This is a genomic window from Acinetobacter sp. V104_13 (genome assembly GCF_031798995.1).
In the GTDB taxonomy this organism is placed as follows: Bacteria; Pseudomonadota; Gammaproteobacteria; order Pseudomonadales; family Moraxellaceae; genus Acinetobacter; species Acinetobacter pittii.
The window spans coordinates 510,176-532,050 of the sequence record NZ_JAVQNP010000027.1 but is presented as its reverse complement, the minus strand read 5'-3'; the positions used below and the strand labels follow the sequence as shown (position 1 = coordinate 532,050).

Sequence of the window (21,875 nt, the reverse complement as noted above, 5' to 3'; positions counted from 1 at the left end):
GATTAAGACGCAGCGCGAATCATGTTTCGGGCAATAATCATTTGTTGAATTTGAGTGGTCCCTTCATAGAGACGGAACAAACGAACATCTCGATAAAAACGTTCAATGGCGTATTCACTGATGTAACCCGCGCCGCCGTGAATTTGTACGCAGCGATCAGCAACGCGGCCACACATTTCTGTTGCAAACATTTTTGCGCATGAGGCTTCGGTGCTAACGTTTTGACCTGCATCGCGTAGGCGTGCAGCGTCTAAGATCATACATTTAGCTGCATAAATTTCAGCTTTTGAGTCGGCAAGCATGGCTTGAATGAGTTGAAATTCGGCAATCGGTTGTCCAAATTGCTTGCGTTCGATGGCGTAATTTAAAGAATCGTCTAGCATTCGTGTTGCTGCGCCGACACTCAAAGCCGCAATATGCAAACGGCCTTTATCGAGTACTTTCATCGCAGTTTTAAAACCAACACCTTCAACACCACCAATGAGTGCCGAAGCAGGAATACGACAATTTTCAAAAATCACATCACAGGTATGTGCGCCTTTTTGCCCCATTTTTTTATCGCGTTTGCCAAGAAAAATGCCCGGAGTTTGGCTATCGACAATAAAAGCAGAAATACCACTAGTGCCTTTAATATCAGGGTTTGTACGTGCCATGACTGTAAATACACCAGCGTGAGGAGCATTGGTGATAAAGCGTTTAGTACCATTTAAAATGTAAAAGTCACCGTCTTTTACAGCGGTGGTTTTTAAAGAGGCAGCATCAGAACCTGCATCCGGTTCGGTTAAGCAAAAAGAACTGATCACTTCACCACGTGCTAAACGTGGCAAGAAAAATGATTTTTGTGCTTCGGTCCCATCAATAATCAGGCCACTTGAGCCAATGCCATTATTGGTCCCAATGAGAGAGCGAAAAGCAGGAGAGGTACGACCTAATTCAAAAGCCACATAGACTTCTTCTTCCATCGTCAGGCCAAGACCTTCGTACTCTTCAGGAATGGTTAAACCAAATAAACCGAGAGCTTTCATTTGCTCAACGATATCTTGAGGAATTTCATCCGTTTCAGCGACTTCATTCTCATGAGGAATTAATACACCTTCAACAAATTGTCGAATCATATCAACAAGTTGATTTAAGGTTTCCTGATCTCGAATCATAGTCTCGTCCTTTTACTACATGCAGAAAACATCAATGTGATGTTCGTAAAATCACCAATATTTGAAGCCATAGTAATCAAAGGATGAACGCAAAACAATATATTTTGAAAATTAATTTCGCAATGCGATACTTTGTTGTTGATTTATGTTTGGCTAATTTATTGATTTATTTAAGCTATATTTTCTTATAAAAAATCATTATTTTTAGTGGAAAATTAAAGTTTGATTTTTCAAAAGAGCTGTGTATATTAAAAATATATATCGCTATGCGAAATTTTAAATGGATAAGTTTTCCTATAGGAAATGAGTCACAAAATATAGTGGGATGAAGATGGGTGCTTTAAATGGAATTCGGGTGCTTGACTTAAGTCGGGTATTGGCTGGGCCTTGGTGTGGACAGATTCTTGCAGATTTAGGTGCAGAAGTAATTAAGATTGAAAGACCAAGAGTCGGTGATGACACCCGTTCTTGGGGGCCACCTTGGATGAAAGATGATTCTGGCCAAGACACTCAAGAAGCTGCATATTATCAGTCTACCAACCGCAATAAACTATCTGTTGCTATCGACATTGCGAGTTCTGATGGCCAAGAATTGATTAAAGCTCTCATTCAAGACACCGATGTCGTGATTGAAAACTACAAAGCGGGTTCTTTAAAAAAATACGGTTTGGACTACGAATCTTTATCTGCGATTAACCCTAAACTGGTGTATTGCTCAATTACAGGTTTTGGTCAAAATGGCCCAAGAGCAGAAGAACCTGGTTATGACTTTATTATTCAGGGCATGGGCGGACTCATGTCTGTTACGGGTGAGCGTGATGATTTGCCCGGCGGTGGTCCACAAAAAGTAGGGGTCGCATTTTCTGATTTAGCTACAGGACTTTATTCTACGATTGCCATACAGGCTGCTTTACTCAACCGCCATGTGACAGGTTTAGGCCAATACATTGATATGGCTTTGCTTGATGTTCAAATTGCCACAATGGCAAATCAGGGAATGAATTATCTTTCATCGGGTAATATTCCTAAGCGTTATGGCAATGCACACGCCAATATTGTGCCTTATCAAGTGTTCAAAGCTTCTGACCGTGATTTCATTATTGCGTGTGGAAATGACACTCAGTTTATTCAACTCTGTCGAAGTATTGGTTTACCCGATTTACCAAATGATGCACGTTTTGCTCGAAATGCGGACCGAATCAAGCATCGTGATGAAATTATCGGGATTTTACAAACTCACTTTTTAACAAAAACAGCAGATGAATGGGTAGATGCAATTTATGCCGCTAAAGTTCCCGTCGGTGTGATTAATAACTTGGAACAAGCTTTTCAAGAACCGCAAGTAATTGCCCGAGAAATGTTAGTCGAGATGAATCATCCTCAACGTGAAAAACTGAAGGTAATTGGGTCACCAATCAAACTTTCGAGAACACCTGTTGAATACAAAACAGCACCACCGCTGCTGGGAGAACATACGCAGGCCGTTTTGCGAAGAGTGGTTTCTTCAGAAAAACTGGCTGAGCTCAAAGAAAAGGGCGTAATTGGATAATTGATTTAAAAGCGGAAGGTTAAAATTATATTTAAAATCAGAAAATAAAATATTTAATCTTTCGCTTTAATGAGTTAAATGAAGTTATCTTTTAGATGCAGACTCGGATGTTTGCTCTTTTGCTATTTATAGAAAAAATAGATTATAATTTTCGCAGTGCGAAACAAAATATGGATTGGTATGACAATGAACGACGCAGTTGATGCAGAACAGACAGAAAAATTATTAGCGCCTTTAAGGCATGAATTATTACATCCGATTGAAGACATGCAAGATGAAAATGATCGCCAATTTATTACTGCATTAGCACGTGGTTTAGAGCTATTACGTTGTTTTACGCCTAAGCATCAGCATTTGGGTAACCAAGAGCTTGCTCAGATGACCGGTTTGCCAAAACCAACCATTACTCGCCTTACACATACCTTGTCGCGTTTGGGTTATATCAAACAAGTACCTAACTCAAGCAAATTCCAGCTTTCAGTAGGGGTTCTTGCGTTTGGTTACTCCATGTTGTCTAACGTATCGATTCGCTCTATTGCTCATCCATATATGAAAAATTTGGCAGACTATGCTGGCGCTGCTGTAGCCATGGCAACACGTGATCGATTGAACATGATTTATCTTGATGTGGTGCAAGGCAAAGGCAATATGACCATGCGTCGTCAAGTTGGAACTTATTTACCGATTCATTTAAGTTCGATGGGACGTGCATGTTTAGCGGCAATGCCTGAAGATGAGCGAGAGTTTTTACTTGATGCCATTCGTAGCAAGCACAAAGAAGACTGGATCAAAATTAACCGTGATCTAGACAAAGCTTTTAAAGACTACCAAGATTTTGGATACTGTTTTTCAATCGGTGAATGGCATAAAGATGTCAATTCAGTTGCAGTTCCACTGATTCATGAACAACATGGTTTGCTGGTATTCAACTGTGGCGGCCCAAGCTTTATTATGAATCGTGAAAAACTCGAAGAAGATATTGCACCGCGTCTTTTACACATGGTGAATAATATTCGTACTGAGATTAGCTAAACCAATCTGATTTACTTATAAAAGCCAGCTTTGATTTTCAATGCTGGCTTTTTAATGGGTGAGCTTTAAGCTGTTTGGTTGTGAAAGTTCGGTTTTCTTTTTTCTTTAAAAGCATTTAATGCTTCTTTAAACTCAGAACCTTGCAAACAATGCGAGAAAATAGTCGACTCATGATCAATACGATTGAGTAGATCATCAATTGGCATATCTCTTAGTAACTTTTTACTGAGTTGTAAGGCTTGGCTTGGTTTGTGAGCAAGTTTAATAGCCACATCTTCAACCGCTTGATCCAGCTCAGTTGCCTCAAATATTTCATTTACCAGACCATAATTCTTTGCTTGGTCTGCCGAAAACTTTTCACCCAATAAAATAATCTCAGAAGCACGAGCAAAGCCCAATAGTCTTGGCAAGATGTAACTTGAACCCGCTTCAGGTACAAGTCCCAAATTCACAAAGGGGAATTGGAAAATAGAGTTTTGGCTTGCATACACAAGGTCGCAATGTAGAAGCATGGTGCTGCCAATACCAATTGCTACACCATTTACTTTAGCAATAATCGGTTTTGGAAACGTTGCTAAGCTTTTTAAGAAAACAATCGAAGCGGGTGGTTCGGAACTGGTGGTATCGCGTTTTTCAAATGCGTTTACATCATTACCACTGGTAAATGCGGAGTCTTCACCAGTCAGCACAACCACATGAATGTCTTGATTAGTTGAAGCCTCATCTAATGCCTGACTTAGGGCCGCATACATTTCGTAATTAATTGCATTCTTTTTAGTGGGATTACTCATGGTGAGCGTTAGTATATTTCTATCAAAATACTCATGAATTGTGCCTCTTTTAAGCTGGTTTTGAGTTTTGTTGTCCTGCTGCATCATTCATTCCTTTAACTAACTTTCTGTCTAAAAATTAAACTCATTAAAATAATGCTATCGAAAAATAATTCCGTTATCAATTATTTTGTTTTATATTGTGGTATATAATTTTGTATTGTGAAATTTTAACTTAATTCACTTTAAATGATGACAGAATTTATGCGTAAATAAGTATCTAGCTCTGCTAAGGAAATAAGAAGCTAGCTATAAAACAGTGAGTGGGAATAATATGAAGACCAAAATTACAGAACTATTTGAAATCGAGCATCCAATTATTCAAGGCGGTATGCATTATGTTGGTTTTGCAGAGCTGGCTGCTGCGGTTTCTAACGCGGGCGGATTAGGCATTATTACTGGCTTAACTCAGCGTACGCCTGAAAATCTGGCAAAAGAAATTGCACGTTGCCGAGAAATGACCGACAAGCCTTTTGGGGTGAATTTAACCTTTTTGCCTACGGTAAATACTCCTGATTATCCGGGTTTTGTAGAAGCAATCATTAAAGGCGGAGTAAAGGTTGTAGAAACAGCGGGGCGTAATCCTGAACAAGTCATGCCATATTTAAAGGCTGCTGGTATTAAAGTAATTCATAAATGTACTTCGGTTCGACATAGCTTAAAAGCTCAGCAAATTGGATGTGATGCGGTTTCTGTAGATGGATTTGAGTGTGGTGGTCACCCCGGTGAGGATGATGTGCCCAATATGATTTTATTGCCTTTAGCAGCCGATGCATTAGAAATTCCGTTTGTTGCTTCAGGTGGAATGGCAGACGGACGCTCACTCGCTGCTGCATTAGCGATGGGAGCAGATGGGATTAACATGGGCACACGTTTTATTGCGACTCAGGAAGCTCCCGTACATGCAAATGTGAAACAGGCGATTTTGAATGCAACCGAACGAGACACGCGTTTAATTATGCGTGCTTTGCGAAATACAGAACGTGTCATGAATAATGCTGCTGTAGAAAAAATCGTGGCAAAAGAAAAAGCACTTGGCGATAACATTAAATTTGAAGATATTATTGAAGAAGTTGCAGGGGTTTATCCAAAAGTGATGATTGATGGCGATGTAAATGCAGGTGCATGGTCATGTGGGTTAGTGGCTAGCTTGATTCATGATATTCCGACATGCGATGAACTGGTTAGCCGGATTGTCAAAGAGGCAGAAGACATTATTCGTGGTCGATTATTAGGGCTTTTATAACGAACCATTAACCTACTTTATATAAGATCAGCACAAGCTTTAATTGTGCTGATTTTTTGCATCATGTACACAATAATAAAGACATAAAACGGCAAAAATTAAACCCAAAATACAGACACCTGTCCATCCGAAGTGTTTCCAAGCATAACTTCCTGCCGTTGTGCCTAAAGCGCCGCCAGCAAAGTAACCCGTCATATAAATCGCGTTAAAACGTGAGCGTAGTTCTTGATTAAGTTTAAATACAATACTTTGGTTGGTGACATGCACAGCAGAAAGAGAAGCGTAGAGAATGAGTAAGGCAATAATATAAAAAGCGAAATGGTAGGGTAAAAGTGAAAAAAGAATCCAACTTAAAATAAGGCCAATGCCGCAATAAATTGAAATTTTATGAATGTAGCCTTGATCAATAAATTTACCTGAAAAATTGGCAACGAACGTCCCTAATACCCCAACAAAACTGAAAAGGCCAATGGTAAAGTCGCTAAAAAAATAGGGTGCTGGAGCCAAAAGCAACGACATGGTGGTAAAGGTTAAACTTACACAAGCAAATGTAAAACCACCAATATAAGTTCTGGTTCTTAACCGCCGATTTTGAATAAAAATCTGTGGTAAAGAGCGAATAGTTTTTGCATAGTTTTCAGATTTGGTTGGTGGAAATAACCCGATATTACGATGCAAAATAATGGCAATGATAAGTAACAAAAAGCCACTGACCAGATAAATAATATTCCAAGCGAAAAGCGTAGACATCAGCCCTGAAAGGGAACGGGCGAGTAAAACCCCCATCATCAGTCCGCTCAGTAAAAAGCCAACCACACGGCCGCTTTGTTGAATCGGAACCAGACTTGCAGCAAGCGGTAATAACAGTTGGGCTGAACTGGAAAATAGACCAGTAATGATGGTGCCAAGCAGTAAAAGATAAATATTGTGCGAAAACCCGCTAATAATTAATCCACTTGAAGCCAATAACATAAAGATAAATAGCAGCTTGCGCTTTTCTATTATGTCTCCCAACGGCATTAAAAAGAGTAAGCCACATGCGTAGGTGATTTGGGCTAGAGTTGGCACCCACGCTGTAGTCGTTTCGCTTAAATCTAGGCTTACACTAATTGAATGAATAAGTGGCTGACTAAAATAATTTCCACCTGTACAAATGCCTGCGGCAATTGCCATTAAAATAATGGTTGGGGTATAGAGTGCGTTTTTCATCATGCCTTAGTCATAATGAAAGTAGACCTTTAATCAACACAACCATGACTATTTTAAGCACGACTGTTAATGCGTTTCATTCAAAGCATCTTGAATGTTGTGCACCATGTGGATTAAACGTGGTCCAATTTCACCTTCAAGTTTTTCCGGATTTAAATGAAAACTTGGCGCACCACAGTTAAAAACATAAAGACCGTGTTTCGAGCTGACCAAAGGTACAGCCACCGAGTTCACTTCTTTATGCCACTCACCTAAAGACAAACAATATCCATAATCTTGATAATCACGGAAAGCTCGTTCTAATGAGCGTTTTATGGCTGGCCAGTTTTCGGGATTTTTTTGTTTCAACGCATCAAGTAGAAAATTGCGCTCACGTTCAGGGGTCGCAGCCAAGCATGCTCGGCCCATAGAACTACTATGAATTGGCAAAGTCGAACCAATTGGACGGCGCATATTTAAGGCTGTTTCAATTTGCACAACATCGATATACACCATATTTAAGCGATCACGCGTTGCCATCGCCACAGGCGCTTGAACATACTGGCTCATCTCTTCCATATATTGATGAGCAATATTACGAATCGAGATGTTAGATAATGCTGCATATCCTAAAGATAAAACACCAATGTCTAATGTGTATTTGGTTGAGTTAGGCAATTGTTTTAAATAACCTAAAGACACAAGGGTATTGGTAATACGTGCAATGGTCGGTTTAGGTAAACCTGTCATTTTTGCTAATTCTTGGTTACCAAGCACCTGATTATTTGCAGAAAAGCATCTTAAAAGTTCTAAACCGCGCGCTAAAGAAGCAATAAACTGCGGGTTGTTTTCCCGATGTATATGCGAAATAGGATCTAAACGTATCTCATCAAAATTTATTGGTTTTTCAGTTTCCGTGTTTTGAGACATTCGATCCTCAAATATAATTAAAGCAAAATAGTTTTGCCATTATATTTCGCTATGCAAAATAAATCCATTCATCACTGCGCTGTTGTGATGAATGGATATCTGGATCAATGGTTATGAAACATTTTCAATCACCATCGCAAGACCTTGGCCTACACCAATACATAGGCTCACCACTGCATATTTCTTTTTACGGCGAATTAACTCACGAGCTACTGTTAAGCTAAGACGAGCGCCAGATGCACCAAGTGGATGACCAACCGCAATTGCTCCACCATTTGGGTTCACACGCGGGTCATTAAAATCAACATTCAAACCTTTTAAACAAGATAAAACCTGTGAAGCAAAGGCTTCATTAATTTCAATAATATCCATGTCATCTAAAGTAAGTCCCGCACGCGCAACTGCTTTTTTAATGGCTTCGATCGGGCCTGCACCCATAATGCGTGGCTCAATACCAGCTGCCGCAGCGGACAAGATTTTTGCCATTGGTTTTAGGCCATATTTTTGACCTGCTGCTTCTGAACCAATCAAGAGTGCAGCTGCACCATCATTAATACCTGAGGCATTACCAGCAGTGACCACACCACCTTCAAATAGAGGCTTTAACTTTGTGAGTGCTTCAACAGTTGAGCTTGGACGAGGGTGTTCATCTTCAGAAACGAGTTTAGGTGGCAATTTTTTGCCTTGGAAAACCTCAATCGGCGTAATTTCATCGGCAAAGAAACCTTCTTCTTTGGCTTTTTGATATTTGGCTTGTGATTGGGCTGCAAATAAGTCGGCTTGCTCACGACTAATACCAAAGTCGGCTGCAACGTTATCGCCCGTTTCAGGCATTGAATGTCCGCCGTACTGAGCAATAATTTTTTTATTTGGAAAACGAGAGCCAATCGTGGTGTCATAAATTTTTGCATCACGGCTATAAGCACTTTCTGCTTTACCCATCACAAAGGGTGCACGTGACATACTTTCTACACCACCTGCAATATACAGTTCGCCTTCACCACAAGTAATGGCACGTGCCGAGTCAATCACCGCACCTAAACCACTTGCACATAGGCGGTTTACTGTCTGGCCCGGTACAGTAACAGGTAAACCCGCAAGTAATAGTGCATTTCGTGCCACATTACGACTATCTTCACCCGCTTGGTTGGTATCGCCTAAAATCACATCTTCAATATCAGCACCCGGAACACCAGTTTTTTCTAGTAGTTTTTGAATGACAGTTGCGGCTAAATCATCAGGGCGAATTGAGGCAAGTTCACCTGCATGACGGCCAAATGGGCTACGTAAACCATCATAGATATATGCATTTAACATTGAGAAATTCCTTTTCAAGACTCGTGAGTAAAAGTAAGAGGTAAATGAAGTGCGACACGACGCTGTAACCACGGGCTAGGGCGGTAACGTGGGTCATGCGTAAGCGCTGTTATACGGTTCAGAATGAGTAAGATTTTTTTACTGCCGACTTGATCACCCCATTCAATTGGACCAAATGGATAGCCTAAGCCAAGACGTACTGCGGCATTAATATCATCTACCGTGGCAACATTTTGCTGCGCAATATCACAGCCTAAATTGATGACCATTGCTAAAACGCGCTGTGCAACAAAGCCAATGCTTTCATTAATCATGCTGACCAGATTTCCATCTAGATTGAAAATAGAGTGAGCCGCTTGTCGGTATTCAGATTTAGTAATGAGTGAAGGCATCAAGGTGCGATGCTTTGCAATGCCATAAAGCATGTCTATAGCAACAGCATGTTCAGGGTTAACCCCTAGGCGGGTCGCCGCTTGAGTTGTATCTTCACCATAACAAGCGAGTAAACATAAGCTATCTGTTTGTGGTTCCGGCTGAGTGTCTAAGGCAATATTTTGCTGAGTTAAATAATCTTCGAGCTGTTTCTTATCGTCTAAAAAATCGGCAGCGATCCAAACTTTTGGATATTGCGCTAAACGCTCTACAAACTGAGCAGGTTGTTCACCTGTTTTTGAGCCAGTTTCATAATTATAAAAGCCTTGATTAACCTTACGTCCAAGTTGCTTGGCATCAAGCATTTGTTTGGTGAGCGGGTTTGGTTTGTAGCGGGCTTCTTCATAGTATTGATGATAAATCGACTCCATCACAGGATGCGAGACATCAAGGCCAGTTAAATCGAGTAATTCAAAAGGACCCATTCTAAAACCAACGCCGTCACGTAAAATTCGGTCAATTTCACTAATATCACAGACATTTTCATTTAAAATTTTGAGTGCTTCGGTGCCATAAGCTCGACCTGCATGATTAATAATAAATCCAGGGGTGTCCTTCGCTACGACAGGGCGGTGACCAAATGCACGAGATAAATCGTTTAAAGCATCAATAATAAGTGGGTCTGTTTTTAAACCACGAATGACTTCGACCACTTTCATGAGAGGAACTGGGTTAAAGAAGTGATAGCCTACAACACGCTCAGGCTTTTTACAGTTTGCAGCAATGGCTGTAATAGACAGAGAAGAAGTATTTGAGGCTAAAATGGTATTGTCTGAAACGACCTCTTCAAGCTGCTGCATTAAGCTTTGTTTAATATCAAGGCGTTCAACAATTGCTTCTACAATCAGGTCACAATTTTTTAAATCTTTAATTTGATGAGCAACAATTAAATGGTTATTTGCTGCTGTTGCTTGCTCAGATGTAATTTTATTTTTGTCGACTAACTTTTGAAATGTAGCAGCCAGTTTTTCTTTAGCCTGTTCTGCTGCACCTGCTTTGGCATCATATAAATAAGTGGTATGACCTGACTGTGCAGCAATTTGAGCAATACCACTGCCCATGACACCTACACCAATCACAGCCATGCTTTTAATATCATAAGTCATGTCGATCATCCTGATAATTAATCTATATTTGAAATTAAATGGAAAAATAGGGTTGGGTGATTTAGCTTAAGCATTGTTTATCACCATCAATGGGTAAGATTTGTCCTGAAATTGAGCGACCACTGTCTGACGCTAAAAATAGGCATAAATCTGCAATATGCTTTGGATTGACAAAATATTTGAGCGACTGATTTTTCAGTGCGTTTTGAGTCACTTCTTCAAGTGAAGTATGGGCTACATCGGCACGGGTCTGTAATACACGTTGAACTCGATCACCATCTACCGCACCCGGAAGAATAGCGTTAACTCGAATATTATCTGCACCGAGTTCCATAGAAAGCGTTTTGGTAAAACCGATCAGCCCCCATTTTGAAGTGGAATAGGCTAATCGATATGGATAGCCTAAGCGGCCGGCAATAGACGACATATTAATAATCACGCCTGCTTGTGCTTTCTTTAAATAGGGAATGGCTAACTGGGTAATTAAAAAAGTGCTATTCAGATTTAAATTAATGACCGTATTCCAATCTTCAAAACTTAGCTCATCTGCTGCAACGGTCGGACCTGAAATGCCTGTGTTATTGACTAAAATATCAATACCGCCAAGTTTCTGAATGGCTTGACTAAACATAAGTTCAATTTGTTTATGATCAGCCAAATCACAGGTATATATATGTAGCTTTGGATAAGCTTGTTGAAATTGTTCTAGGCTTTTAGCATTAATATCACAAACAAAAACTTCATCCTGATTGTTTAAAAATACCTCGGCAATGCATCGTCCAATCCCTGAACCACCTGCACTAATCAATACTTTTCTGGCCATTTTCATTCCTTTGTTATTATGGTTTTAAATTATTTACCTTGATACGACGGCTTACGCTTTTCGATAAAAGCTTGAACACCTTCATTTTTATCTTCGGTTGAAAACAGTAACTGGAATGCTTTTCGTTCTAGAGTTAAACCTGCATTTAATGGAACATCTTCGCTCATAAGCGCAACTTCTTTAATTTGTTGTAGGGCAATAGGAGGCATTTTTGCGAGGCTTTGTGCCATTTGAATTGCAGTTGGGATGGTCTGGTCATCTTCTGTGACTTGTGAAACAAGACCGATGATATGAGCTTCTTCAGCTTGCACCATGGCACCCGTCATAATCATGCGCATGGCATGGAATTTACCCACAGCACGGAATAAACGTTGTGTACCACCAGCACCCGGCATTAAACCAACTTTAATTTCCGGCTGGCCAAAGGTTGCGCCTTTACCTGCAATAATAATGTCAGCGTGCATTGCAAGTTCACAGCCACCCCCTAATGCATAACCATTTACAGCAGCAATGACTGGTTTAGGACACTGAGCAATCGCATTCCAATAACGTTCGGTATGGCGCAATAACATTTCTGTTGAAGTTGCGGTTGCCATTTCTTTTAGATCTGCACCTGCGGCAAAGACCTCTTCACCACCTGTGAGCACAACCGCATTGATCTCATCGTTAAAACTTAATTCGGTAAAAGCTTGTGCTAGTTGTTTGCGAACCTCTGTATTCAATGCATTTTTTGCTTCAGGTCGGTTTATTTTTACAATCGCTATTTTTTGAATAGAAAAGTCGACTTCTACGAAATTATTCCCTATTGATACACTCATTTTTGAATTCCTTGTTTCGCACATCAAAACTATATTCCTTTTATGATGCTTATTTTGGAATTTATTTCAAGTCTTATTTAGTTCATTAGAGCAATTATGATTTATTAAATAAGCTAAGTGTTTGATATTTCGTAATGGTGTATTTTTAAATTTCGTTTAACGAAATTAATTTTCAAAAAAGCTTGAAATTTGTATTTTCGTTCTCGTACTATGAAACACATCTGCAGTAAACAAGATTTAAAACATGGTATCCAGACAAGCTGGAGATGGCTGATGGGTGCGATGGAAATACATAAAAAGGGAGATCACAGATGATCCGTGATGAAGGGATGTTGGAGCAGTTACTTTCAACAATTCGCGATTTTGTAAAAAATGAATTGATCCCTCGTGAAAACGAAGTGGTAGAGAAAGATAAAATTCCAGATGACATTGTGCAGCAAATGCGTGAGCTTGGTTTGTTCGGCCTCACAATTCCCGAAGAATATGGTGGCCTAGGCATCACCATGGAAGAAGAAGTCAGAGTTGCATTTGAACTTGGACAAACTTCACCCGCTTTCCGTTCTTTAATTGGTACCAATAACGGTATTGGCTCAAGTGCAATTTTGATTGATGGCACAGAAGAGCAAAAGCAAAAATATTTACCGCGTTATGCAAGTGGTGAAATTATTGGTTCATTTTGTTTAACCGAGCCTGAATCTGGTTCTGATGCTGCCTCTTTAAAAACCAGCGCAGTTAAAGATGGCGACTTTTATGTATTAAACGGCACCAAACGTTTTATTACCAATGCACCTCATGCTGCAACTTTCACCGTAATGGCTCGAACCAATTCTGAAATTAAAGGGTCGGGTGGCATTTCAGCTTTTTTAGTCGAAGCGAATACACCGGGCATTACGTTGGGCAAAATTGACCAAAAAATGGGGCAAAAGGGTTCACACACTTGTGATGTGATTTTTGAAAATTGCCGTGTACCTGCTTCTGCATTGATTGGTGGCGTAGAAGGTGTTGGTTTTAAAACGGCCATGAAAGTGCTTGATAAAGGGCGTTTACACATTGGTGCCTATAGCGTGGGTGTTGCCGAACGTATGTTAAACGACGCATTACACTATGCGATTGAGCGTAAGCAGTTCGGTCAGCCTATTGCAAACTTCCAGCTTATTCAAGCCATGCTTGCTGACTCAAAAGCCGAGATTTATGCAGCTAAATGTATGGTCCTAGATGCAGCTCGCCGCCGTGACAATGGCGAAAACATTAGTACAGAAGCATCTTGCGCAAAAATGTTTGCGACTGAAATGTGCGGACGTGTTGCTGACCGTTGTGTACAGATTCACGGTGGTGCGGGCTATATCAGTGAATATGCCATCGAGCGTTTTTATCGCGATGTACGTTTGTTCCGTTTATATGAAGGAACCACGCAAGTTCAACAAATTATTATTGCTAAAAACATGATTAGGGAAGCTACAGCCTAATAAAAAATCAAATGCCATGAGGCATTGGATGCCTCATGTTCCTTCTGAGGATATGGACATGACAACAGAAACAGTTACCCAAAATACGGCTAGCAGTGAAGCTATCCAGACACCAAAAAAGATTTGGATTACCGCATTTATATTCGCTTTTTTAACATTGTTGTGTGATGGGGCAGACTTAGGTTTTTTGGCATTGAGCCTGACCAGTCTTAAAACAGAATTTCATTTAACGGGTGTACAAGCCGGAACATTAGGCAGCTTAACGCTTTTCGGATCGGCTGTGGGTGGTCTAATTGGTGGCTGGGCGTGTGACCGTTTTGGGCGAGTTCGCATTATTGTGTTCTTTATTGCTTATTCTTCAGTTTTAACTAGTGCGCTGGGTTTTACTGATTCTTATATGCAATTTGCAGTTTTAAGAACATTTGGAGCGATGGGTTTAGGTGCACTTTATATCGCCTGTAATATCTTAATGTCTGAAATGGTGCCAACCAAACATCGCTCGACTGTTTTAGCTACTCTCATGACGGGGTACACCTTAGGTTCTTTACTCGCGACATTATTAGCTGGACATATTATTCCTGAACATGGCTGGCGTTTCCTTTACTGGATTGCAATTGCGCCTGTGGTGTTGTCAGTTTTAATGCACTTTTGTGTACCTGAACCTGAGTCTTGGAAAAAAGCCCGTCAATTAAAAGCGCTAGAAGTCGCTCAAAGTAATCAACCCAAAAAACGCCAAAATCCATATCTTGAGATTTTAAGAGATAAAAAACATGGCACCATGTTTGTGCTTTGGATTATTAGTACTGGTGCATTACAGTTTGGTTATTACGGTGTAAGTAACTGGTTACCCGCTTATTTAGAGTCTGATCTTGGCATCAAATTTAAAGAAATGGCCATGTATATGGTCGGTACTTTCCTGATTATGATGTTTGCCAAAGTGATTGCAGGGATCGTTGCCGACAAATTAGGACGCCGCGCTGTATTCGCTTTTGGAACCATTGGTACAGCCTTATTTATTCCAGTGATTGTCTACCTAAATACACCAACCAACATTTTATGGATGATGCTGTTCTTCGGTTTCCTTTACGGTATTCCATACGCAATTAATGCCACTTACATGACAGAAAGCTTCCCGACTTCAATTCGAGGCTCGGCAGTGGGTGGTGCTTATAATATTGGCAAAGTACTTTCTATTTTCTCTCCATTAACAATTGGTTTTCTATCGCAAAACGGTTCTATTGGCTTAGGGCTTTTGGTGATGGCTGCGGCTTATTTTATCTGCGGGGTAATTCCATTGTTATTTATTAAAGACCGACTATTTAACCCGCAAAAGGCAGAGTGACAGATCAATCTGTCACCTTAAATTAAGGATGAAAAGGGACAAGTGAGATGATAAATAAAATCACCAGTGACATTGAACCAATTTTAAAAGCTATTCCTGATGGGGCAACCATCATGACAGGCGGGTTTGGTGTGACGGGGCAACCTGCTGAATTAATTGAAGCCTTAATCGATTTAGGAAAAAAAGAACTCACCGTTGTAAATAACAATGCGGCCTCTGGTGACCGTGGCCTAACCAAGCTCATTATTGCTGGCTGTGTTAAAAAAATGATTTGTTCATTTCCAAAATCTGCTGGATCAACCGTTTTTCAAGACTTATATAGAGCTGGAAAAATTGAGTTAGAACTGGTTCCACAAGGTAATTTGGCTTGTCGTATTCAGGCTGCTGGTGCAGGTTTGGGCGCTATTTTTACGCCGACTGGTTATGGCACTAAAGTTGCCGAGGGTAAAGAAACCCGCACCATCAACGGTAAAAACTATGTACTTGAATATCCACTTGAAGCTGATTTTGCACTGATTTATGCCGATAAAGCTGACCGCTGGGGCAATTTAACTTATCGCAAAGCAGCCCGCAATTTTGGGCCAATTATGGCAAAAGCCGCCAAGACCACGATTGTTCAAGTGAATGACACCGTAGAGCTAGGAACGCTTGACCCAGAGTGCATTATTACACCGGGAATTTTTGTTCAGCACGTTGTAAAAGTAGGAGATATCTAATGTCAGTTCAAAAACGTTCTCGTGAAGATATTGCCAAGCTCATTGCCAATGACATTCCTGAAGGTTCTTATGTCAATTTAGGGATTGGCTTACCAACCAACGTTGCTAAATTTTTGCCTAAAGACAAAGAAATCTTTTTACATTCGGAAAATGGTGTTTTAGCTTTTGGCCCACCGCCACAACCTGGTGAGGAAGATCAAGATTTGGTTAATGCCGGAAAAGAACTTGTTACTTTGTTAGATGGTGGATGCTTTATGCATCATGGCGACTCGTTTGATATTATGCGCGGCGGCCATCTGGACATTTGCGTAATTGGGGCATTCCAAGTTGCGGTAAATGGAGACTTGGCAAACTGGCATACCGGTAAGGCAGATGATGTGCCGGCAGTTGGCGGTGCTATGGATTTGGCAGTCGGTGCAAAAACGATTTATGTCTATATGGAGCATGTCACTAAAAAAGGTGAGCCCAAAATTGTAAAAGAACTGAGCTATCCAATAACGGGTGAGCAGTGTGTAAACCGTATTTATACCGATTTATGCATTATTGAACTCAAAGACCAAAAAGCTTACGTCAAGGAAATGGTAGACGGCTTAACTTTTGATGAATTACAGGCAGTCACTGACTGTGAACTAATCGATGCACGTGTAGCCTAAATACACACGGAAAAACGCTTCTTTAAGGATTAAAAGATGAAAAAATTAATTTTAGCTGCAGCTTGTGCTGCGGCTTCAGGGACCATTTTTGCAAATTCTTCAGATACGACAGAACAAAGAATTAATTTGCTAGAAACTGAGTTGCAAAAATTAAAAGCAGAACTTGCTGCTCAGAAACAAACTCAAAATAATTTACAGGTCAAACAGGTTAAGATCGAAGAGAACATTGAAAAAACTAAAGCAACGGTAACAGAAAAGCCAGTTGCTCCTTCATGGGTCACTTGGACGGATAATGTCAAGGTTTACGGTATTGCCCGTATTGATGCAGCGGTCGATTTTAAATCATCACCTGACTCGGGTGGTAGAACGACCAGCAGCCTGTACCGAACACCTTTTGAAAGTGAAAAACGTTCAAACCATGCACGCTCTGATGCCATGATTAATGCAAGCCGATTAGGTGTTTATTTTAATAGCCCAAATAAAGCGGTTACAGGGAATATCGAAGCCGATTTCTTTGATAGTTCTAACATGGGAACTGGGGATGGTAAATTCCGTATCCGTCATGCATTTTTTACCTATAAAGACTGGACCTTTGGTCAAACATGGTCACTCATGTCTAACATGGAAACCCGTACAGAAGCTGTTGATTACACCCAATTTGTGGGAACCTCTTATACGCGTACTCCTCAAATTCGCTATGACTGGAAAATTGATGCCAATAATGATTTAAAAGTAGCTTTGGAATATACAGGTTCGAGAGTCTCGGCATTTCCAACTTTAACGGGTCGCTATACCTTTAAACAGGGGCCTCTAACGGCACTTGCTCAAGGCTTTATTAATGAAAAGTCTACAGATGTCGCAACTGCCACGGTGAAGAAAGTAAGCTGGGGTGCTGGAGGCGGTTTAAAATATCAACTCACGCCACAACAATCAGTACAAGCAAATTATCAATATATTGTCGGCGATCAAAAATTTATGCCGTATACCACCCAAAGTGGGTTGGCAAATTCAACAAGTTTAAATGCCGCGGGTGATTTCTCATTAAACGAAGACAAAACAGATTTGGTTATGAATAAGTTGAATAGCATCAATATTGGTTATTCATATAAATTTAATGAGCAATGGCGTGCAAACTTATCGGCTTCAATGTTTGATTATGATGACGACACGGCGTATGCCAAACTCAACCCAGATGCTAATAAACGCTTAACGGACTACGCAGCTAACGTCTTTTATTCACCGATTGAGCAAATGGATATTGGGATGGAATATCACCAAGGCAAACGAGAAGTGTTTGACGGCAGAACCGCTGATGTATCACGTGTAAACTTTGTATCGATGTATAAATTCTAAAATGGGGCGTAGTTAAAAATGGAAAAAATAGTTGAGCCCAATGCAGAAAATATACTGTCAAAAAGCTTTATTTTTATCATGGCAATGACATGTGGAATTTGTGCGGGTTCAAACTATTATAACCAGCCCTTAATCTATTCGATTGCTGAAGCATTAAAAGTTAATGCCGACCAAGTCGCTTTAACTATTGTGATTAGCCAACTGTCATATGCAGTTGGCCTTTTTATATTGGTTCCCTTAGGCGACTTTTTTGAAAAGCGTAGTTATATTTGCTTGCTCATGTGTTGTACGGGGCTTGCACAAGTAGGGCTATCCTTAAGTCAAACCTTGCCAGCTTTATATGGCTTTACCTTTTTAGCCACATTCTTTTCGATTGCGACTCAAGTTTTAGTTCCTTTTGCCGCAGGTTTAGCCAGCCCGAACAAAAGCCCTCAAGTCGTAGGCACTCTCATGAGTGGTTTGTTCTTGGGAATATTATTGGCGCGCTCTATTGCAGGTTTACTTTCTACAGTTTGGTCTTGGCATGCGGTTTATTTAATTAGTGGAATTGTCATTTTGGTATTTGCTTGGGTGATGTGGGTGAAATTGCCAGTTGCGCGTAAGTCTCACCAACTCAATATTTTACAGATTTATGGTTCACTAGTTTCATTAGCAGCTCACCAGCCGCATTTATTACGCCGTGGTTTTGCTGGTGGAATTGGCTTTGGAATTTTGGCTCTGATTTTTACCACTATGACTTTTATTTTGGCGAATGAGCCTTATCATTTTAACGATTTCCAGATTGGTTTATTTGGGATTGTTGGACTGGCCGGTGTATTTGCGACACCTTGGGCAGGTAAGAAAATTGCGGCAGGGCTTGAAAATAAAATTGCAGTGATTTGTATGGGGTTATTAATAAGTGCATGGATACCACTATTTTTTGCCCAGCAGTCTCTGTTTGCCTATGCTGTTGGTGTGATTATGGCGTACTTTGGTTTGTCGGCATTTCATGTACTCAACCAAAATCTGGTCTACCGAATCTCGACCGAGGCCCGTTCTCGTATTAATTCAATTTATATGACCTTATATTTTGGTGGGGCTGCTTTAGGTTCTTTTATTGCGGTGTATGCATGGAAACACTGGGGATGGGAAGCGTGTGCAGCCTTAGGTTTAGCGATGGCAATATTAAGTTTTATAATTGATCGCTTAGATTTTTATGAAATGGGCAAGATTGCCAAGCAAGAAAAGCTCCATAAATAGGAGCTTTAAAATTTTATTATTTGCGAATAATCATTAAGGTTGCTGAAGCAAAAGCATACACTTTGCCGTTCTCATCTACGATTTTACCTTCGGTACTAATAATATTCCGGCCCGCATTAATCAACTCGGCTGTCGCATAGTAAGACGTATCAACCTGCATGGGGCGGATCATTTTTACATTTAAATCAATAGTTCCATAACCAACGCCATGTTCAAGTAATGTATGAGCTGCGCTGCCTGTTGCTGTATCTAAAGCTGTGGCGCAAAAGCCGCCGTGTACACCGCCTTGTATATTTCTATGTTCTTTGCGAGGGGTAACTTTATAAGTTGCTTTACCTTCGGAAACTTCAACGAGTTCCATTGGTATGGTGTGAGCCATAGGTGACGGAGAAACTTCACCATTTTTTAAAGCGGTTAAAAACTCAAGACCTGTGTATTTCGGGCTTTCCATAAATCGTCCTTGCATGATTAAGCAGTCTAATCAAGATACTATAAATTGATTTTTTACGGAATAAAATTTTGCAATACAAAATTTAAATTTATTCTGATTAAGCAGTGTTAATTACTTTTAATACTATATTTATATTTAAAAACATATATTTATATTTTATCTCTATAGCTAAGTTAGGATAATTTTATTAAATTAGTGAAAATATATTTTGCTATAAGAAATTTTTTGATATTTTGGTGAGATTGAAACAATAAAAGTCCATTTCAAGGAAAAACAATATCTGCCCATGACACAGGCAGTGAAGTGAAAGGAAAAAACTATGCCTTTATACAAAGCTCCATTACGTGATATGCAATTTGTACTGCATGAAATGCTTCAAACAGAACAGAACTATCAAGGTTTAAGCAACTATCAGGAAAGCGTAAATCGAGAATTAATTGATCAATATTTAGAGGCAGCAGCAGATTTTTGTGAAAATGAGTTGGCACCGATTAACCAAAATGGTGATCAGGAAGGATGCCATTTAAATCAAGGCGTAGTCACAACGCCGAAAGGTTTTAAAGAAGCCTACCAAAAATATGCTGAGCTTGGATTTACCTCTTTAACTGCCGATCCGGAATATGGTGGGCAGGGCTTACCGACATTGCTGCGGATTGCGATTTCTGAAATGTTATGTGGCTCTAATTGGGCTTGGGCGATGTATCCCGGCTTGTCTCATGGCGCAATGAGAACAATTGAGCATCATGGTACCGAGCAACAAAAACAGCAGTATTTGACTAAACTCATTAGCGGTGTCTGGACGGGAACCATGTGTTTAACCGAATCACATGCGGGCTCGGACCTTGGGTTAATTAGAACGAAAGCCGAACCAAATCCGGACGGTAGCTACTCAATTACGGGTGAAAAGATTTTTATCTCGGCGGGTGAACATGATCTTTCTGAAAATATTATTCATATTGTTTTAGCCCGTTTGCCTCAGGCACCTGCAGGGACTAAAGGCATTTCTTTATTTATTGTGCCTAAATTTAATGTGAGTGATGATGGTCAGGTGCTGGACCGTAATAAAGTCGTTTGTAGTGCGATTGAACATAAAATGGGTATTCATGGAAATGCCACCTGCGTACTTAATTTTGATGGCGCAAAAGGTTATTTGATTGGTCCGGAAAATCGTGGGCTCAATTGTATGTTTACCTTTATGAATACTGCACGCATTGGAACGGCAGTACAAGGGCTTGCTGCTTCTGAAATTTCATTTCAAGGCGCATTAAGTTATGCCAAAGAGCGCCTTGCCATGCGTTCGCTATCTGGTCCTAAATATCCTGAGAAAAATGCCGATCCAATTATTGTGCATCCCGCTGTACGTTCGATGTTAATGACGCAAAAAGCGTTTTCTGAAGGCGGCCGTGCACTGGCTTACTTTTTAGCTCAGCATGTCGATATTGTGGAAAGTTCAAACGATCAGGAACAGCAAAAACACTCCGATGAATTACTGGCTTTTTTAACGCCAATTGCTAAGGCTTTTTTAACAGAATCAGGCAATGAATCTGCCAAGCATGGCGTTCAAGTATTTGGCGGTCATGGCTTTATTGTTGAGCATGGAATGGAGCAAATTGTACGTGATGCGCGTATTTCAACATTGTATGAGGGAACGACCGAAATCCAGTCTTTAGATCTGCTTGCACGTAAAGTTCTCAAGTCAGAAGGTAAACTTTTAAAGAACATGACTGATTTAATTGATCAATTTATTGGTCAACAGCAATCTAGTGAAACCCTGAAACCTTATCTAGAAAAATTAGCTGAGCTTAAGCAACAATGGTTGTCACTGACCAAAATTATTGCAGAGAAAGCTAAGCACAACCCAGAAGAAATAGGAGCAGCTTCAGTAGATTATCTTTATTTTTCCAGTTACGTTGTGTTCGCGTATTTGTGGGCTCGAATGGCACAAGTTGTCCATGAAAAATTAGAATCGGGTACACAAGAAGAAGCTTTTTATAAAGCAAAATTAACGACAGCTAAGTTTTTCTATCAAAAACTTTTACATCGTACACAGAGCCATGCTGCTTCTATTGAGTGTGGAGCTGAATCTGTGATGGAGCTCGATCAAGATGCTTTTGCTTTTTAGTGACTAGTATTTTTTAGAATCACTGGGTGAAATCGACATGCGAAATTTTACCTAGTGATTAAATTTGTAATTTTAGACTCATCAGTTTTTGGTAGGAAAAACCAGTTG

Annotated in this window: 19 protein-coding genes; 10 read left to right on the top strand and 9 right to left on the bottom strand. The window is 40.2% G+C overall.

The features are described 5' to 3' along the window. Positions 1–2: 2 nt before the first annotated feature. Positions 3–1,154, bottom strand: a complete 1,152-nt coding sequence (locus RMB06_RS15295) for an acyl-CoA dehydrogenase family protein (protein ID WP_311080187.1) — start codon at positions 1,152–1,154, stop codon at positions 3–5. 331 nt (positions 1,155–1,485) lie between these two features. Between RMB06_RS15295 and RMB06_RS15290 the strand changes: the two genes are divergently transcribed. Both RMB06_RS15290 and RMB06_RS15285 read left to right on the top strand, forming a co-directional pair. Then, positions 1,486–2,703, top strand: a complete 1,218-nt coding sequence (locus tag RMB06_RS15290; protein WP_311080185.1) for a CaiB/BaiF CoA-transferase family protein — start codon at positions 1,486–1,488, stop codon at positions 2,701–2,703. 186 nt (positions 2,704–2,889) lie between these two features. After that, positions 2,890–3,735, top strand: coding sequence for an IclR family transcriptional regulator (locus RMB06_RS15285; protein ID WP_000996082.1), 846 nt, complete (start codon positions 2,890–2,892; stop codon positions 3,733–3,735). A 65-nt stretch (positions 3,736–3,800) separates the two neighbouring features. Here RMB06_RS15285 and RMB06_RS15280 read toward each other — a convergent pair whose 3' ends face one another. Further along, complete coding sequence (locus RMB06_RS15280; RefSeq protein WP_057069253.1) at positions 3,801–4,610, bottom strand: enoyl-CoA hydratase; 810 nt, start codon at positions 4,608–4,610, stop codon at positions 3,801–3,803. Between the two features lie 229 nt (positions 4,611–4,839). Here RMB06_RS15280 and RMB06_RS15275 point away from each other — a divergent pair, with 229 nt between their 5' ends. Next, complete coding sequence (locus RMB06_RS15275; protein WP_000850369.1) at positions 4,840–5,811, top strand: nitronate monooxygenase family protein; 972 nt, start codon at positions 4,840–4,842, stop codon at positions 5,809–5,811. A gap of 39 nt (positions 5,812–5,850) precedes the next feature. On the opposite strand, the gene RMB06_RS15270 is transcribed toward RMB06_RS15275, so the two are convergent. From RMB06_RS15270 to RMB06_RS15245, 6 genes are all read right to left on the bottom strand, one after another. Then, positions 5,851–7,023, bottom strand: a complete 1,173-nt coding sequence (locus RMB06_RS15270) for an MFS transporter (protein ID WP_311080183.1) — start codon at positions 7,021–7,023, stop codon at positions 5,851–5,853. 63 nt (positions 7,024–7,086) lie between these two features. After that, entirely contained in the window at positions 7,087–7,929 is an 843-nt protein-coding gene (locus RMB06_RS15265) for an IclR family transcriptional regulator (RefSeq protein WP_000081480.1), read from the bottom strand. Positions 7,930–8,040: 111 nt separating this feature from the next. After that, a complete protein-coding gene (locus tag RMB06_RS15260; protein WP_005069941.1) occupies positions 8,041–9,246 on the bottom strand; it encodes a 3-oxoadipyl-CoA thiolase in 1,206 nt (401 codons plus the stop codon). Positions 9,247–9,260: 14 nt separating this feature from the next. Continuing rightward, positions 9,261–10,784 (bottom strand): 3-hydroxyacyl-CoA dehydrogenase, encoded by a 1,524-nt coding sequence (locus RMB06_RS15255; protein ID WP_311080182.1) that lies wholly within the window; start codon positions 10,782–10,784, stop codon positions 9,261–9,263. A gap of 61 nt (positions 10,785–10,845) precedes the next feature. Continuing rightward, a complete protein-coding gene (locus RMB06_RS15250) occupies positions 10,846–11,607 on the bottom strand; it encodes an SDR family oxidoreductase (protein WP_311080181.1) in 762 nt (253 codons plus the stop codon). A gap of 29 nt (positions 11,608–11,636) precedes the next feature. Further along, positions 11,637–12,425, bottom strand: coding sequence for an enoyl-CoA hydratase (locus RMB06_RS15245; protein ID WP_311080180.1), 789 nt, complete (start codon positions 12,423–12,425; stop codon positions 11,637–11,639). Positions 12,426–12,736: 311 nt separating this feature from the next. On the opposite strand from RMB06_RS15245, the gene RMB06_RS15240 reads away from it, so the two are divergent. The 6 genes from RMB06_RS15240 to RMB06_RS15215 are packed head-to-tail and all read left to right on the top strand — an operon-like array spanning position 12,737 to position 19,194. Next, complete coding sequence (locus tag RMB06_RS15240) at positions 12,737–13,891, top strand: acyl-CoA dehydrogenase family protein (protein WP_057069240.1); 1,155 nt, start codon at positions 12,737–12,739, stop codon at positions 13,889–13,891. Positions 13,892–13,949: 58 nt separating this feature from the next. Then, positions 13,950–15,233, top strand: a complete 1,284-nt coding sequence (locus tag RMB06_RS15235) for an MFS transporter (protein ID WP_017481548.1) — start codon at positions 13,950–13,952, stop codon at positions 15,231–15,233. A 47-nt stretch (positions 15,234–15,280) separates the two neighbouring features. Beyond that, positions 15,281–15,949: a 3-oxoacid CoA-transferase subunit A gene (locus RMB06_RS15230; protein ID WP_000608704.1), complete on the top strand. Its 669-nt coding sequence runs from the start codon at positions 15,281–15,283 to the stop codon at positions 15,947–15,949. Continuing rightward, the gene (locus RMB06_RS15225; protein ID WP_000116039.1) at positions 15,949–16,602 is read left to right on the top strand and encodes a 3-oxoacid CoA-transferase subunit B; all 654 of its coding nucleotides are present in this window, start codon (positions 15,949–15,951) and stop codon (positions 16,600–16,602) included. The genes RMB06_RS15230 and RMB06_RS15225 overlap by 1 nt, the downstream gene beginning before the upstream one ends. A 36-nt stretch (positions 16,603–16,638) precedes the next feature. After that, positions 16,639–17,955 carry an outer membrane trimeric porin-like protein DcaP gene (gene dcaP, locus RMB06_RS15220; protein WP_000733488.1) on the top strand — a complete coding sequence of 439 codons (1,317 nt, stop codon included), beginning with the start codon at positions 16,639–16,641 and terminating at the stop codon, positions 17,953–17,955. 18 nt (positions 17,956–17,973) lie between these two features. Further along, positions 17,974–19,194, top strand: a complete 1,221-nt coding sequence (locus RMB06_RS15215; RefSeq protein WP_311080178.1) for an MFS transporter — start codon at positions 17,974–17,976, stop codon at positions 19,192–19,194. Between the two features lie 16 nt (positions 19,195–19,210). On the opposite strand, the gene RMB06_RS15210 is transcribed toward RMB06_RS15215, so the two are convergent. Then, positions 19,211–19,660 (bottom strand): PaaI family thioesterase, encoded by a 450-nt coding sequence (locus RMB06_RS15210; RefSeq protein ID WP_079284144.1) that lies wholly within the window; start codon positions 19,658–19,660, stop codon positions 19,211–19,213. Between the two features lie 304 nt (positions 19,661–19,964). On the opposite strand from RMB06_RS15210, the gene RMB06_RS15205 reads away from it, so the two are divergent. Then, positions 19,965–21,767, top strand: coding sequence for an acyl-CoA dehydrogenase C-terminal domain-containing protein (locus RMB06_RS15205; RefSeq protein ID WP_311080176.1), 1,803 nt, complete (start codon positions 19,965–19,967; stop codon positions 21,765–21,767). Positions 21,768–21,875: the final 108 nt, after the last annotated feature.

What these genes read in the sequence shown, in the direction of transcription:
- RMB06_RS15210 (WP_079284144.1), bottom strand. Translation starts at nt 19,660, where the DNA reads ATGCAAGGACGATTTATGGAAAGCCCGAAATACACAGGTCTTGAGTTT.
- RMB06_RS15265 (WP_000081480.1), bottom strand. Translation starts at nt 7,929, where the DNA reads ATGTCTCAAAACACGGAAACTGAAAAACCAATAAATTTTGATGAGATA.
- RMB06_RS15230 (WP_000608704.1), top strand. Translation starts at nt 15,281, where the DNA reads ATGATAAATAAAATCACCAGTGACATTGAACCAATTTTAAAAGCTATT.
- RMB06_RS15245 (WP_311080180.1), bottom strand. Translation starts at nt 12,425, where the DNA reads ATGAGTGTATCAATAGGGAATAATTTCGTAGAAGTCGACTTTTCTATT.
- RMB06_RS15280 (WP_057069253.1), bottom strand. Translation starts at nt 4,610, where the DNA reads ATGCAGCAGGACAACAAAACTCAAAACCAGCTTAAAAGAGGCACAATT.
- dcaP (WP_000733488.1), top strand. Translation starts at nt 16,639, where the DNA reads ATGAAAAAATTAATTTTAGCTGCAGCTTGTGCTGCGGCTTCAGGGACC.
- RMB06_RS15270 (WP_311080183.1), bottom strand. Translation starts at nt 7,023, where the DNA reads ATGATGAAAAACGCACTCTATACCCCAACCATTATTTTAATGGCAATT.
- RMB06_RS15225 (WP_000116039.1), top strand. Translation starts at nt 15,949, where the DNA reads ATGTCAGTTCAAAAACGTTCTCGTGAAGATATTGCCAAGCTCATTGCC.
- RMB06_RS15240 (WP_057069240.1), top strand. Translation starts at nt 12,737, where the DNA reads ATGATCCGTGATGAAGGGATGTTGGAGCAGTTACTTTCAACAATTCGC.
- RMB06_RS15290 (WP_311080185.1), top strand. Translation starts at nt 1,486, where the DNA reads ATGGGTGCTTTAAATGGAATTCGGGTGCTTGACTTAAGTCGGGTATTG.
- RMB06_RS15285 (WP_000996082.1), top strand. Translation starts at nt 2,890, where the DNA reads ATGAACGACGCAGTTGATGCAGAACAGACAGAAAAATTATTAGCGCCT.
- RMB06_RS15235 (WP_017481548.1), top strand. Translation starts at nt 13,950, where the DNA reads ATGACAACAGAAACAGTTACCCAAAATACGGCTAGCAGTGAAGCTATC.
- RMB06_RS15215 (WP_311080178.1), top strand. Translation starts at nt 17,974, where the DNA reads ATGGAAAAAATAGTTGAGCCCAATGCAGAAAATATACTGTCAAAAAGC.
- RMB06_RS15205 (WP_311080176.1), top strand. Translation starts at nt 19,965, where the DNA reads ATGCCTTTATACAAAGCTCCATTACGTGATATGCAATTTGTACTGCAT.
- RMB06_RS15250 (WP_311080181.1), bottom strand. Translation starts at nt 11,607, where the DNA reads ATGGCCAGAAAAGTATTGATTAGTGCAGGTGGTTCAGGGATTGGACGA.
- RMB06_RS15295 (WP_311080187.1), bottom strand. Translation starts at nt 1,154, where the DNA reads ATGATTCGAGATCAGGAAACCTTAAATCAACTTGTTGATATGATTCGA.
- RMB06_RS15275 (WP_000850369.1), top strand. Translation starts at nt 4,840, where the DNA reads ATGAAGACCAAAATTACAGAACTATTTGAAATCGAGCATCCAATTATT.
- RMB06_RS15260 (WP_005069941.1), bottom strand. Translation starts at nt 9,246, where the DNA reads ATGTTAAATGCATATATCTATGATGGTTTACGTAGCCCATTTGGCCGT.
- RMB06_RS15255 (WP_311080182.1), bottom strand. Translation starts at nt 10,784, where the DNA reads ATGACTTATGATATTAAAAGCATGGCTGTGATTGGTGTAGGTGTCATG.